Here is a 13,738-nt window from a genome sequence, read left to right as displayed (position 1 = left end):
ACCAGCATGGGCGTGATAGTCTGAACAGACGGGAACTCACCCTCAGGCTTTCACAAGAAGAAATCCCTATTCGTTAGTGAATCCCTTCTAGGTAGCGACGAACATCAGACAGCGCGATTACCTTACCAGACAGCATAAACTGTAGCGCACTCTGCCCATTAAACGGCGCAGCACTGTTTGGCTTGCTGATCCACTGATACACAGCATCCCCTTGGGTACTAAAAATAATTGCAAGCGACCTGTGGATGCCCATCAAATGGGATATGCGCTCCATCAGCTCGCGGCTCAAACGAATTTATGGAATCTATCCGTCTGCACAGGCTGTCCGGGACCAAATTGGATCTGGCTCGATGACTACAATCCATCGCTTCCTCAAAGAACTAGAGGTAGAAGAAGGGGATGTGTGGGGAGAGCTTGGTAGCGTAAACGGCAAGCTGGCTAGCACCGTGCTGGAGCTGCACAATCAGCTTAAGCAGATGGTTGACTCAGAAATTAGTATTATGCAGGCGCGATGCGATGAAGCGATTTTAGAGAAAACGCAGATAGCACAAAACCTTGCTCAAACGATCGCTGAGCAGAAAGCCAACCAAAAAGCCGAGAAAGATAGGCTGTCTGCTGAGATCACTAACGCCAAAGCAATGTTCGAGGCCGAACATCATGCGCATAATGATAGGCGAATAGAACTTGCTGAGGTTAGAGAGAAACTCGATTCAGCCAACCTGGTAGTAACTGATCTCAAAGCCCGACTAAGCAATTCTGAGCGTGACGTAATATCTGTACGCCAGCAGTTACGTCATACCGAAGAGATGTTCAGCGCAAAGCTTGAATCTCTACAGATGACACACGATGAATTGATTGACCGCATGCGAACCGAGAACGTCAAGCTTAACGAACGGCTCATCGCCTCAACAAATAAGGCTGGCGAACTTTCCGGTGAGTTGTCCTCGGTTAACGAGGACCTCTATTCAGCAAAGAAAACTATTGCTGAGATGGGCGACGAAAGACGACTTTTCATTGAGTTGATACAGAAAAAGGATATACGCCTCAACGAGCTTACTGATCGCAAAGACAAATGGAAAGTAAGAGAGTTGAAGCGTGGAAAGCGAGCAATTGCTGGCAAACCTACACCTCCGAGGCTTTAAATCAGAGTAAACGAAGACCATCTAGCACCTTAAAAACTGTAACGAGTAAAAATATTCGCGATTTAGCCTCCAAGTTATTGATTTTAATTGATTATTTCTTTTAAAGGGGATTTTCTCGTTTTTAAAGATCAGCGACAGTGGGCAATTGCATGAGGGGATGCTTTGAATGTAATACCTGTGACTACGCATAATGTATATTATGTTAAGTGAGTGCCGTTTCAGGAGTGTTGCAATTTAGGTGCTCAGCTGTGACGCCTGATGAAAAAGTAGAAAATGACTGATTAAAAAAAATACCAAGATATCAGTGAGATGCAGCATTCTCCGCTGTCAAGGTTTCCCTTGCCCCCCCTCGTTAACGGTTAAAAAAGGAGAATCCTGATGAGGCTTTTGCCTGTTTAAAAAGCCTAAAAAGAAGACTAAATACTGTGCTATTTTTCAAGAGTACTCGTGACTTCCTTTTAGACCAATGGGATCGTCAATGTCAAAAGTCATAGACCCTCGGCCTGTCCTTGCTGGTCCCGAAAGTATGTCTCTCGATCTCGGGCTGTACTACGCTCGCTACCCCTGCATCGAAGCCTTCCTCAGTAGTCTCTCCGCTAATCTTGATGTAGAAACGGACTTAAAATGCGCTATCCGCTTTCTTGCATATCATAGTCACCCGCTTGGAACCTTTAATAATTACCGAACATTCGTTGAACGTTTGCTCCTATGGAGCTGGATTGTCGCCGAAAAAACTGTACTGACACTAGATAAAGAGACGTTTACGAATTTTATTACTTGGCGGTTGCAGGAGCTGAGTGCAACACGATTATTGAATTGAAGCCGGAGCATCATGCTGCATAGCCATGGCAGCCTGCATCACCTCGCCCATGACTTCGATCGGGCATTTGAAGTCGAAGCGTTTCCGCGGGCGCATGTTCAGTTGCAAGGCGATGGCATCCAGCTCTTCCTGGCTGTGTACCGACAGGTCTGCGCCCTTGGGCAAGTACTGACGAATTAAACCGTTGATGTTTTCATTGCTGCCGCGCTGCCAGGGGCTGTGGGGGTCGCAGAAGAATATCGCCACACCGGTTCTCTGGGTGATCTCGGCATGCCGCGCCATCTCTCGCCCCTGGTCGTAGGTCATGCTCTTGCGCATCACCAGCGGCATGCCATTGAGCGCTGCACTGAAGCCCTCCATCGCCGAGGTCGCCGTCGCGTCATTCATTTTCACCAGCATCAGGTAGCCGCTGGTGCGTTCCACCAACGTGCCTACAGACGAGGCGTTGGCCTTACCCTTGATCAGATCTCCTTCCCAATGCCCCGGCATCAGCCGGTCTTCGATCTCCGGCGGGCGCACATGAATGCTGACCATCTCTGGGATCTGACCGCGCCGATCCACGCCGCCAGAGCGTGGTCTGCGCGTCGTCTTGCTTTGGCGCAGACAGATGATCAGTTCCTTACGCAGCTCGCCAACTGGCAAGGCATAGATCGCGTTATAGATCGTCTCGCGACAGACGTAGGCATCTCTGAGATTGGGTATGTTCATGCTACGCAGCTTGCCGGCAATTTGCTCGGGAGACAAACGCTCACGCAGCATGTGGGCCACCAACTCGAAGCGCTCGCTCCCCAACAACAGCTTTCGCCTGGGTCGACAAACCTGGCGGCGAGTCTGCATTTGTTGTTGAGCTACACGGGCTGAGTAGCTGCCGCAGACACTTCGGTTACGCCGTACCTCTCGACTAATGGTCGACGGCGATCGATTTATCAGATGAGCAATCTTGCGCAAACTGAAACCTTGGGAATGACCAATTTGAATAGTGGCGCGCTCTTCAACGCTGAGTTCAGAATATGACATAGGGACAGCACCGTACCGGAAAGGTCAGGTGTTGCACTCAGTTTTAGCGGCCGCCCTTTTTGCAAGATGCCACCTTCAAATTGGGTTGGATTTTCTACAACCGCTAGATTCGCTCAAGTCGATGGTAATTCGGTTTTCAATGAATCATGGCGGCCTTTCAATATTCGAGCATCTAAAGATGTAGGGGCGCGCAGCCCTAAAGTGGAAACCTTGCGTTTCATTCGTAGCGTTTGTAGTTCATTTTATGGTTTTCTCTGCGAGGAAGATGTGATAGCGATAAATCCAGCTATATCATCACGAACTTTCTATGGAAGAGGAATGCGCGCTACTTACCCTGTGGAACGATATTTAACTTCCGAGCAATTAGGTCAGGTTCTGCAAGCGCTAGAATTTCATGCGCTGGGTGATCCTGCTGGTGAGCGTGCTCTTTTTATAATAGCAGCAACGACTCTTATGTGTTTGCATGCTGCAGACCTTGCAAATGCTGATAACTACTGCCCATGCATGAATTGCTTTGTTCTAGACGATGCCAGATGGTGGTTGATACTAGAGGCGCCAGGTCGGCTGCTAAGGAAAGTTGAAGTCACTCCAGAGTTCCTGCCCTACTTGAGACGCTATCGAAAAAGCCGAGGACTACCCCCGTTCCCAGAGCAGAACGAAGAAATCCCTATCTTGGAGGCTAGTCACGGGCGCCCCGGTCTTTCCGTGCGACAAATACGAAGCATTGTTAAAGAAGCGCTTATGAAAGCTCATGCAAGCATTACTTCTACAGACAAAGGCGGTGAGCACTGGAATATCCTGCTTGGTGGCAGTATGCGTTTTTTGAAAGAAAGCGGCGCAAAGATTCGTGCGCAAAGCTTCCGCCCTGCCGAGTTGCAGAAATATCTAGGCATTTTCAGCTTGGCTTATACCTATGGAAGGTATTATGGTTGATAGAGCGTTCCCCGCTAGCTTAAATTCCTGGCCTATAAGCTTCTCTGGCGGGACGCCCGGCAGACTCATTTCTCCCATTTAAAAATCCGACTCCAATCGTAACTGCATGTTATTAAACGTATTATTTGTAAGGATCATGGGGTTACAGATTTTAAGAAGGACAGCGAGGATTGATCGGAGAAATCTAAGCAATATCCGATAATCACCAGACCCGGATATTGCTCTATACTACGCTGAAAGACCGATATAGACGCATTCGCCCAGGTTGAACCACTTCATGTCGCAGCATCCCCAGCCGCTTTTCGAGACCTTTGATCGCTTCCACGAACTCAACTTTCTTCACCTCAATGGCGAGCTTCCAGCGGTTCGGGACTTCCTCCATGGTTGTGCCGATGAGCTCCAGGCCGTCGAGGGCTATCGCGCCGTTCGGGGATTTCTGAAGTCCTACGCCGGCAACGAAGCCACGTTCAACTCCTATCGAACCCACGTCGAGCGGCTGCTGCTCTGGTCCCTACTGGTGGCTGTCAAGCCCCTTGTTGAACTGCGTCGCCGGGACGCCGAGGCCTTCATGGAGTTCTGCCTCAACCCGCCCGCCGACTGGATAGGTCCGGTCGTAAAGTCCCGCTTCCTGCGCGTGGGTGGTCGCAAGAAGCTCGACACGGACACCTACATCGTCAATTTGCAATGGCGACCTTTCAGTCACACTGTGGCCAAGCGCGAACGCAAGATTGCCGAAGAGGCCGTTGCCGCCCTTCCCTCCCGTCCCTACCGCTTGTCCCAGGGATCGGTGGCTCAGGTATTCGCAGTCTGCGGCAGCTTCTTCCAACACGCGATTGATGAGGGTCTCACCGAGGTGAACCCCTTCCGGGCGGTAAAACAGAAATCCATCTACAAGCAACGCAACACCTTGGATGTGGCGTCACGTTCCCTGACTCCGCTGCAGTGGAGCTACGTGATCGAGACTGCCGAGCAGATGGCCGCGACCGACCCGACACACGAACGCACTCTGTTCATCGTTGCGACTCTGTTCTCCATGTACCTGCGAGTCTCCGATCTGGTCGGGCGTGACAACTGGACGCCTACCATGGGCGACATCCGCCGCGATAGCATGGGCAACTGGTGGTTTCATGTGGTGGGCAAAGGCAACAAGGCCGCCAAGATCAGCATCCGCGACGAATACATCCAGAACTACCTGATACGCTATCGCCAGCATTTACAGCTCTCCCCCCAGCCATCTGCCCACGAGAAAACACCGTTGATCAGTTCCCTGAAGGGGCGTGGTGGGCTATCTGATCGACATATTCGCCTGCTGCTCCAAGGGCTATTTGATCGCGCTATGGGGCGTATGGCTGAGGAAGGCTGGAGCGATGACGAAATAGACCAGTTGCGTTCAGCTTCACTGCATTGGTTACGCCACACCTCCGCAACCTTTGATGCACCATATCGAGAGATGAAGGACCTCCAGGCTGACCTTCGTCACAATAGTCTCAGCACTACCCAAAATACGTACTACAACTCGCTGGACGAACAACGGGCACACTCGGTGAAAAGCCTTCCAATCAGACGTTAGACGCCCATTAAACACACACTTGTTTAGCCATCGCGCATAGCTTGAGAACGAGAAAATTTTCCTTGGCTCAGGTGATGGGTGAGTTATGCAACCAGCGCATGCTCGACCTCGACTCGCGGACATGCCATCTGCTTGCTGGCGCGTTTCTGCGCCAGCAAGAAATCAGGAGGTCGCGCTTCCGTCGTCATTGAAAAAGTCATCACGGGAGATGCGTCCGAAATCGCTGAGGTCTTGGTCTTACTGGTCTTCAGCGACCGTCTCGAAGATCGTCGATCATTGCAGCCTTCGTGCTGTACTTGGCTCCGAGATGTACCAGCCTCTCGATGTTCGCGGCAGTGAAGAACTGGTGGCCGGCAGCGATGACTCTCTGTGCTTTGATAATCCCGTGCAGGACTTCACCCACCCATTTCGCAGGCTGCGATCTTCAGGCGTTGGGGTTCGACAAGGCCCGGTCTCATCGTACGGGGCGTCCTGATTATGATCCGGCTAATCTGCTCAAGATCTGTCAGTACGGCTACGTGCAGCGCAACCGTCACGTTCATTGAAAAGTATGGATGTGATGACCGGCGCCTCAGCACCTGCTAACCATCGAGTTGGCAGCCGCTTCGAGTCTCAAGGCTTTCTCATGATCCAACGCCTAGCCTAGGATCCGACTACGCACAGCGGATCGGCATCTATAGCAGCCGAGACCATGGTGGTTCCATATGCCGGTTGCGAGCGGTCAACCAGAGCACCACACCCGACATGGGTGCGGTGCTCAGTTCCTGATAGCAGTGGATCAGCCGGCAGTCGATTCCAGAGGTTTCTCCATCAGCGTGCAGACCTGACCCGGCCGGTGCCAGAGAAAACCCATAATGGCGGCGGCGCCCACCAGCCCCGGCAGCGCGAACGCCAGAAAGCTCGCCTGCAACGGCAGTTGCGCGGCGTGCAAAGCTCCGCCCAGCAACGGGCCGATGATGGCGCCAATACGGCCAATTCCCATCGCCCAGCCCAGACCAGTGGAGCGGATATGCGCGGGGTAAAATTGCACGGCGCAGGCATTGGCGAGGATCTGCGTACCGATAGTGCAGGCCCCGGCCACGCCGATCAGCAGGTAGAGCACCGGCAGCGGTGACTTCAGCGCCAATAGACTCAGCGACAGCGCACCGGTGGCGAAGAACGCCAGGAGTACCCGACCCAGGCCTATGCGATCTCCCAGCCAGCCGCCGCCGATTGCCCCGAAGATGGCGCCGAAGTTCAGCACCAGCAGGAACGCCAGGCTGGAGTTGAGGCCGTAGCCGGCAGCGTTCATAAGCTTCGGCAGCCAGGAACTCAGGGCGTAGACCATCAGCAGGCAGCAGAAGAAGGCCACCCAGAGCATCAGCGTTTTCAGTGCGCGACCATCCTGGAACAACTGGGAGATGGCCACCTTGCCCGCCTGCCCCTTTGCCAGATTGAGCCGGTCGTGCATTTTGGGCACGTAGTCGGGCTCTGCCCTGGCCAGCAGCTCTTTGGCGCGTTCGACCTCCCCCTGGCGCAGCAGGAAGTTCAACGACTCCGGCAGCTGGCGCACCAGCAACGGCAGCACCAGCAGCGGTACAACCGCCACGAAGAACACCGATTGCCAGCCCCAGCTGGGCATCAACGCCATGCCCAGACCCGCAGAGAGCATGCCCCCCACCGAGTAACCGCTGAACATGATCGCCACCAGGGTGCTGCGGATTTTCTTCGGCGCGTACTCGTTCATCAGCGCCACCACATTGGGCATCACCCCACCGATACCAAGCCCGGCGAAAAAGCGGCAAATGGCAAACTCCTCGGGAGTGCGCGCGAATCCGTTGATCACGGTAAAACCGCTGAACAGGACCACACAGGTCATGATGGTCTTGCGGCGCCCGATCCGGTCCGACAGTGGGCCGAAGAACAGTGCACCGAGCATCATGCCCACCAATGCGCAGCTGCCTAGCAGACCGGCCTGCAGCGCAGAGAGGTTCCAGGCTTGCATCAGCGACGGCAGCACCACGCCGTAGATAACCAGATCATAGCCATCGAAGATAATGATCAGCGCGCACCAGAACAGCACGCGCCCGTGAAAGGTATTGAAGCGGGCCCCGTCAAGCAGGGCGGAAACGTCGATATCACGCATGGCATAGCTCTTCTTGTCATTGTTATAGAGCCGGAACCGGCATCGAGGCCGATTCCGGTAGAACGACGCGCAACTAGGCGCAGTGGCTCAGGGCTGTCCAACCTAGTCGAGCGCGGGCATCTCGCACGTCAGCGTCGAGGTCGTGGTTCCACAACCAGTCGAAGCGGCTAGCCAAGGTAGCTCCCAGCGCCTGTTTGTCATCACCCACTGCCGGGTCACGCAGTTCGTAAAGTTCACCGGCTTCCCAGGAGGTACGCTGCACGCGGCAGGCACGCGGGCGGCGCAAGGCGTCGTAGGCAGCCAGCAACTCATCGAGGTTGCCGCGACTCACCTGAACATCTCCCAGCAGGCGGGCGAGGAAGTAGGCGTCCTCGAGCCCCTGCCCTGCCCCGGCGCCCTGGTGCGGCAGCATCGCGTGGGCGGCATCGCCGATCAGCGCCACACGGCCGTGGACATAACCAGGTAGCTCGGCGAGGTCGTGCAGAGCCCAGTAGGTTGGCGAGGGAATGCACTCCAGCAGGATTCGCGCAGCATCGCCCCAGCCGACGAAGGCGTCGAGCATCTCACGCTGGCTGGCCTGACGAACCCAGGGCGAATTCTCGGGCCAGGTGGGCGCGGGCTGACTGCGGTCAGATACGAAGGCCACCACGTTGATGATGCGCCCCCGCTTAACCGGAAAGGTAAGGATGTGGCCATCCAGGCCCAGGTACATCTGCGGCACGTCCACCAAGTGCTCGTCAACGCCAGCGGCACGGTAGGCCTCGCGCAGGTGCAGGCTATCGATCATGCCACGGTAGGCGCAGGTACCACTGAAGCGCGGCACGGCGGGCGGGGCCCCGATACCCTCGAGGACATGGCCACGAATAGCCGATTTGATGCCATCGGCGGCGATCAGCAAGTCACCGCGATATTCACTACCGTCGGTAAAGCGCACACAGGCCTCATCGCCGTGCTGCTCCACGCCCACGGCGCGCTTATTGAATCGGGCAATGCCCTCCGGCAGTCGGCTGGCGAGCACGTCGAGGAAATCCGCCCGGTGCACCGAAGACTGCCCCACGCCAGGAGCCACGCTCGCGCCAATGTAACCGGCGTCGACGCTGCGGCGCCATTCGAACCACACGTCCTGCCAGGGCTCGGGGGTGCGATCGGCAACCTGGGCGTAAGGCTCTGCAATGCCGAGACCGGCAATGGCTCGCACCGCGTTAGCACCGAAGGAAACGCCCGCTCCCACCTCACCGAAGGCCGGTGCGGATTCGAAGAGCTGGACGTCGAGATGGGAATGGCGGCACAGATCCAGTGCCAGGGCGACGCCGGAAATACCGCCGCCGATGATGCCGATACGCAGGGCAGGCTTGGTGATCATGTTTGTACCCATGATGTTGTTGTTGGAGTGAAGTCATCATGGGCGCACGAGAAATATTGATAAATACCGCAGCCTGCATACAAACTATTTCAAACCTGAATATTCCTACCAACCTATGAGGCAGACCATGGACCTGCGCGACCTGGATCTGAACCTGCTAGTGGTGTTCAACCAGTTGCTGATCGACCGCCGCGTCTCCACCGCCGCGGAAAGCCTGGGTCTGACCCAGCCCACCGTGAGCAACGCCCTCAGGCGCCTGCGTACAGCCCTGCAGGACGACCTGTTCGTGCGTACCTATCAGGGTATGGAGCCTACCCCCTACGCCCAGCAACTTGCTGAGCCAGTGTCGCTGGCCATCCATACCCTGCGCGAGGCGCTGAGTCGCCAAGACAGTTTCGACCCGCTAACCAGCGAACGCACCTTCACCATCGCGATGACCGATATCGGTGAAATCTACTTCACCCCGCGCCTGATGGATGCCCTCTCCCGCCTGGCACCAGGCTGCCGCATCAGTACCGTGCGCAACACCTCCGTATCCCTGATCGAGGCGCTGCAGAGCGGCACCGTCGACCTCGCCGTAGGCCTGCTGCCACACCTGCAGGCAGGCTTCTTCACTCGCCGTCTGTTCCATCATCGTTACGTATGCATGTGTCGCAAGGACCACCCCGTCACCAGCGAGCCGCTCACGCTGGAGCGCTTCTGCGCTCACGGTCATGTGCGGGTCATCGCCGCCACCACCGGCCACGGCGAAGTGGACGCACACATGGCGCGTCTGGGGATAGAGCGGGACATCCGTCTCGAAGTGCCGCACTTCGTCGCTGTGGGCCATATTCTCCAGCGCACCGATCTGCTGGCCACGGTACCCGAGCGCTTTGCCGAGTGCTGCGTCCAGCCCTTCGGTTTGGTGGCCCTGCCCCACCCCGTGCAGCTACCGGAAATCGATATCAACCTGTTCTGGCACGCCAAGTATCACCGAGACTCCGCCAACCGCTGGCTCAGGCAACTGATGTTCGAGCTATTTGCGGACTGACGGCGCCCGAAGTGCCTGACAGCCCATTGCCTGCCATGAGGGATCGGGCTGACTGCCGAGTCCTGCGACGGACTCAATACACGCAGCTCTCGCCCTGGCGCAGATACACCAGGGTATGGATCTCGCCGTGTGAATCCTCATAGACCATGGTCGCCTCGCCCACCTCACAGCCCTGAGGCATCTCGATCGAAATGACCCTGGCGACATCCATGGCCTGGCCATAATGGTATGGCTGCGCATCGTCGGCGACTGCCCACTGAGCGACAAGTGTCACGCCGATCATCCAGTATCTTGCTTTCATGCTGCACCTCGTAATGACTCGATGAGCATCAGCTTAAGGAGTGGTTCCGGCAAGAAACAGCGAACTCCAGGCAAGGTAGTTTTGCCTTTAGCGTAATAATCGAAGAGCGCTAAGCGACAGGGCATCAACCCTGGCCACACCGGTTTGCTCCCAGGGTCACGCCCAATAGGTGGGGTTTTCCACCAGGGTTCGATTACCGCGGAATACCAGGGGTAATTGCTCCTTGAGGAACTCCACCCAGGTTCTCACCTTGGCATCGAGAAAGCGCCGCGACGGGTACAGCGCATAGATACCCCGCTCGTGCAGGCGATGTTCGGCCAGCAGGCGTACCAGTCGGCCCTGTGCGAAGGCCTTGGCCGCTATCAGGTCCGGCAGTACGCAAATACCCATACCCTCTCCTGCCGCCTGGGCCATCGCCTCGGCGACGTTGACCTGAAATGTTTCTCCCAGACGGATCGCCCGCTCGACGCCGTTGTCGGTAAAGGTCCAGCTGTCGCCAAAAACCGGGTCGAGCAGGCGCAGGCAGCGATGCTGGCTCAGCTCGTCGAGAGTCATCGGAATACCGTGCTGCCCCAGGTAGCTCGGCGCCGCACAGACCACGCTGTAGGTAGTGCCGAGCAGTTGAGCGACCAGTTCGGAGTCGGGCAACTCCCGGGCCAGAGTAATGACCACATCCTGCCCCTCCTCGAGCAGGTCAGGGTGGCGCTGGGAGAGCGTCAGCTCAAGGTTCACTTCCGGGTAGAGCTCGCTATAGCGGGCGGCCAAGGGTGCAAGTAGATGGGTGCCCAAACCGGTGATCGCGTGCACCCGCAGGCGCCCCCTGGGCATCAGGTAGGCACCACCGGCCTCGGCGCCAGCGTCTTCCAGCTCGCTGAGAATATGCCGACAGCGCTCCAGGTAACGGCTGCCTACCTCGGTCAGCCCCAGCCGGCGGGTGGTACGTTGCAGTAGGCGTGCCTGCAGATGACTTTCGAGTTCGGACACCTGCCGCGACACCTGCGCGGTGGACAAGCCCAGCGTCTGTGCAGCAGCCGTGAAGGTGCCCGCGTCCACCACGCGAGTAAACACCCGCATTGCCTGAAAAACATCCATCTGACTGTTACCTATTTAGTAAGTGTTCTTTGCATAAGACGGCTATTTTTGCATGAAAGCATGGGAAATATACTGCCGCCTTCGCGGGCCGGCCCGGACTTTCCAGCGTGCGCCCGTCCCCCGACGCTTTGCTTAACCGAGGTATTCATGACTCCCGATCAACGATTTGCCCGCTGGGTTCAAATCGCTATCTCGGCCCTAGCCTGTTGCTTCATCTACTTCCTAACCGCCGACCTGAGCATGCCGTTGACACCACAGGCGCAGTTGACCCGACCGGTACTGAAGGTCGCGCCGCGGGTCGCAGGCCAGGTCAGTGAGCTGGCGGTGAGCAATAACCAGTACGTACAACCTGGCCAGTTACTGTTTCGCCTCGATCCGCAGCCATTCGAGCTGGAGGTGCAGCGGGCCGAGTTGGCGCTCGAACAGGCACACCAGGACAACACTGAACTCGATGCCCTGCTGGCCGCCGCCCGTGCCGAGGTCAGCGCGGCCCAAGCCAAGTCGAACGAGTCGGGCGCTCAGGCCCTACGCCTGTCGCGCCTGCTCGAACGCCAGCATGTCTCGCGCCAGGCCTACGATGCGGCCGAAGCGCAGCATCTGATGGCCCAGGCCCAACTGCGTACGGCGCAGGCCAGAGTCCGTGAACTGCAGGCCCGTCGCGGCGGCGCCGACGGTGCCAATCTACGGCTACGCCAAGCCCGCAATGCACTGCTCCGGGCGCACCTGCAGCGGGACTACAGCGAGGTTCGCGCCGAACGTGGCGGCGTGCTCAGCAACCTGCAGCTCACCCCCGGCACCTTCGTCGCGGCAGGAACGCCGGTGGCCGCTCTGGTCGAGGACCGCCTGGACATCATCGCCGACTTCCGCGAGAAGTCCCTGCGCTACATCGGCGTCGACACCCCAGCCGTGGTCGTATTCGACGCCCGTCCAGGCGAGCTGTTCAGCGCCCGGGTCAGTCATTTCGACGCCGGAGTCCGGGAAGGCCAGATCGATGCCAACGGCGAGCTGGCAACGCCCGCGCAATCCGAGCGCTGGGTTCGCGACGCGCAACGACAACGCGTGCACCTGGCACTCGATGAAGAGCTGCCGTTCCTGCTGCCCACCGGGGCTAAGGCCACGGTTCAGCTGAAGCCCTTCGACAACCCGCTGGTGAACCTCGCCGCTACGCTGCAGATCCGCCTGATCAGTTGGTTGCACTATGTCTACTGAACCCTCCGCGGCGGCACACACACTTGCCGAAAGGGCCACAGCGCCCCGTTTGTCACTGGGCAAGAACGACCTGCGCCAGTGTCTGCGCATCGCCACTGGCGGCAGTCTGGCCTTTGTCCTGTGCAAGCTGTTCGACCTGCAGTACGGTGCCTTCTTCTGCGTCTATCCGATGCTACTGCTCGGCCTGGTGCCGCGCCTGACTGCCCACCTGATGCGCCAGTTCTTCACCCAGGGACTGGTCGTCAGCCTGGAGGTCGCGTTGCTCTACGGTCTGTTCGGCGGCCGACCGCTGCTGATGATTCCGCTGGTGTTCTTGCTGTTTCTCTACCGTTTCGCGCTGATGGCCAGCGGCCCGAACTTCCTGTTCGGCGCCCTCGGCGCAGTATTTCTGTCGATCCAGCTGAACTTCGCCAGCTACCCGCACACCGACGTCATCGCCATGCTTGGGAGCAATGGCCTGGCCATCGTGCTGGCCGCAGCGATCGCCGTGCTGATGTTCTACCTGTTTCCCGACTGCGAGCCGCGCCCCGCACGCACGCCGCCGCCCAAAGACCGCGCCAGTCGGCGCCACGAGGCACTGCTCGGGGCAACGGTGGCGACGCTGTCGTTCAGCGTATTCCAGTGCCTGGATCTGCAGGACTCGCTGTCGGCTCAGGTCGCCAGCATCCTGCTGTTGTTTCCCATGCACTGGAACGGCTCACGCTTCGCCGGCCGTACCCGTGCGCATGGCACCCTGCTCGGCTGCGTGATTGCCCTGCTGATCATGCTGCTGCTCTATGATCACCACGACCTACTGCCGCTGGTCGCCCTGCTGCTATGGATCGCCGCCATGGTCTGCGCGCGCTGGCACATGCTGGAAAAGGGGGTGCCCGGCGTCGGCTTCGGCGCTTTGACCACCCTGGCCATCCTGTTCGGCCAGTCGCTTACGCCCAGCCACGACATCATATTTGCGACCCTCTACCGGCTGAGTTCGGTGTGTGTCTCGGTGCTGTTGACCCTGTTCGTCGTGTTCATGGTGCACCGCTTGCTCAACCGCTTTGTCACTACTCGCCACAGCAGCCATTGAAGCCAACAGCTGCGGCCACGGCGATTGTCAGATCAGCGCGCGTTTTTCCTGCTCGTACACAAAGCCGGCG

The 13,738-nt window shown here is 57.6% G+C and carries 13 protein-coding genes; 7 read left to right on the top strand and 6 right to left on the bottom strand.

Features of this window, described 5'->3' with window-relative positions; translation table 11 throughout:
* Positions 1-73: 73 nt before the first annotated feature.
* Entirely contained in the window at positions 74-253 is a 180-nt protein-coding gene (locus tag BM395_RS18820; protein WP_244529016.1) for an antitoxin Xre/MbcA/ParS toxin-binding domain-containing protein, read from the bottom strand.
* Between BM395_RS18820 and BM395_RS18815 the strand changes: the two genes are divergently transcribed.
* On the top strand, positions 246-1,142 hold the full coding sequence (locus tag BM395_RS18815) for a DNA-binding protein (RefSeq protein ID WP_090514779.1): 897 nt from the start codon (positions 246-248) through the stop codon (positions 1,140-1,142). The genes BM395_RS18820 and BM395_RS18815 overlap by 8 nt on opposite strands.
* A gap of 808 nt (positions 1,143-1,950) precedes the next feature.
* Here the strand turns inward: BM395_RS18815 and BM395_RS18810 are convergent.
* Complete coding sequence (locus tag BM395_RS18810) at positions 1,951-2,979, bottom strand: IS30 family transposase (protein WP_090514777.1); 1,029 nt, start codon at positions 2,977-2,979, stop codon at positions 1,951-1,953.
* 318 nt (positions 2,980-3,297) lie between these two features.
* Here BM395_RS18810 and BM395_RS18805 point away from each other — a divergent pair, with 318 nt between their 5' ends.
* Positions 3,298-3,912, top strand: coding sequence for a hypothetical protein (locus tag BM395_RS18805; RefSeq protein WP_090514774.1), 615 nt, complete (start codon positions 3,298-3,300; stop codon positions 3,910-3,912).
* 277 nt (positions 3,913-4,189) lie between these two features.
* Positions 4,190-5,482 (top strand): tyrosine-type recombinase/integrase, encoded by a 1,293-nt coding sequence (locus BM395_RS18800; protein ID WP_028688854.1) that lies wholly within the window; start codon positions 4,190-4,192, stop codon positions 5,480-5,482.
* A gap of 778 nt (positions 5,483-6,260) precedes the next feature.
* Here BM395_RS18800 and BM395_RS18795 read toward each other — a convergent pair.
* Positions 6,261-7,607: an MFS transporter gene (locus BM395_RS18795; protein WP_023629719.1), complete on the bottom strand. Its 1,347-nt coding sequence runs from the start codon at positions 7,605-7,607 to the stop codon at positions 6,261-6,263.
* A 73-nt stretch (positions 7,608-7,680) separates the two neighbouring features.
* A complete protein-coding gene (gene salA / locus BM395_RS18790; protein WP_244529015.1) occupies positions 7,681-8,952 on the bottom strand; it encodes a salicylate 1-monooxygenase in 1,272 nt (423 codons plus the stop codon).
* Between salA and BM395_RS23670 the strand changes: the two genes are divergently transcribed.
* Positions 8,887-9,030 (top strand): hypothetical protein, encoded by a 144-nt coding sequence (locus BM395_RS23670; RefSeq protein WP_244529018.1) that lies wholly within the window; start codon positions 8,887-8,889, stop codon positions 9,028-9,030. The two genes, salA and BM395_RS23670, sit on opposite strands and share 66 nt — an antisense overlap.
* A 67-nt stretch (positions 9,031-9,097) precedes the next feature.
* Entirely contained in the window at positions 9,098-10,000 is a 903-nt protein-coding gene (locus tag BM395_RS18785) for a LysR family transcriptional regulator (RefSeq protein WP_023629248.1), read from the top strand.
* Between the two features lie 73 nt (positions 10,001-10,073).
* On the opposite strand, the gene BM395_RS18780 is transcribed toward BM395_RS18785, so the two are convergent.
* Positions 10,074-10,301 carry a DUF2790 domain-containing protein gene (locus BM395_RS18780; protein ID WP_023629249.1) on the bottom strand — a complete coding sequence of 76 codons (228 nt, stop codon included), beginning with the start codon at positions 10,299-10,301 and terminating at the stop codon, positions 10,074-10,076.
* A gap of 156 nt (positions 10,302-10,457) precedes the next feature.
* Positions 10,458-11,393, bottom strand: coding sequence for a LysR family transcriptional regulator (locus BM395_RS18775; protein ID WP_023629250.1), 936 nt, complete (start codon positions 11,391-11,393; stop codon positions 10,458-10,460).
* A gap of 147 nt (positions 11,394-11,540) precedes the next feature.
* On the opposite strand from BM395_RS18775, the gene BM395_RS18770 reads away from it, so the two are divergent.
* On the top strand, positions 11,541-12,602 hold the full coding sequence (locus BM395_RS18770; RefSeq protein WP_023663266.1) for an HlyD family secretion protein: 1,062 nt from the start codon (positions 11,541-11,543) through the stop codon (positions 12,600-12,602).
* Positions 12,592-13,668: a DUF2955 domain-containing protein gene (locus BM395_RS18765; protein WP_078451698.1), complete on the top strand. Its 1,077-nt coding sequence runs from the start codon at positions 12,592-12,594 to the stop codon at positions 13,666-13,668. The genes BM395_RS18770 and BM395_RS18765 overlap by 11 nt, the downstream gene beginning before the upstream one ends.
* Positions 13,669-13,738: the final 70 nt, after the last annotated feature.

The sequence above is a fragment of the Pseudomonas marincola genome (genome assembly GCF_900116605.1).
Classification (GTDB): domain Bacteria; phylum Pseudomonadota; class Gammaproteobacteria; order Pseudomonadales; family Pseudomonadaceae; genus Aquipseudomonas; species Aquipseudomonas marincola.
The sequence above is the reverse complement of the archived record's forward strand: the minus strand, read 5'-3'. Positions and strand labels throughout refer to the sequence as shown.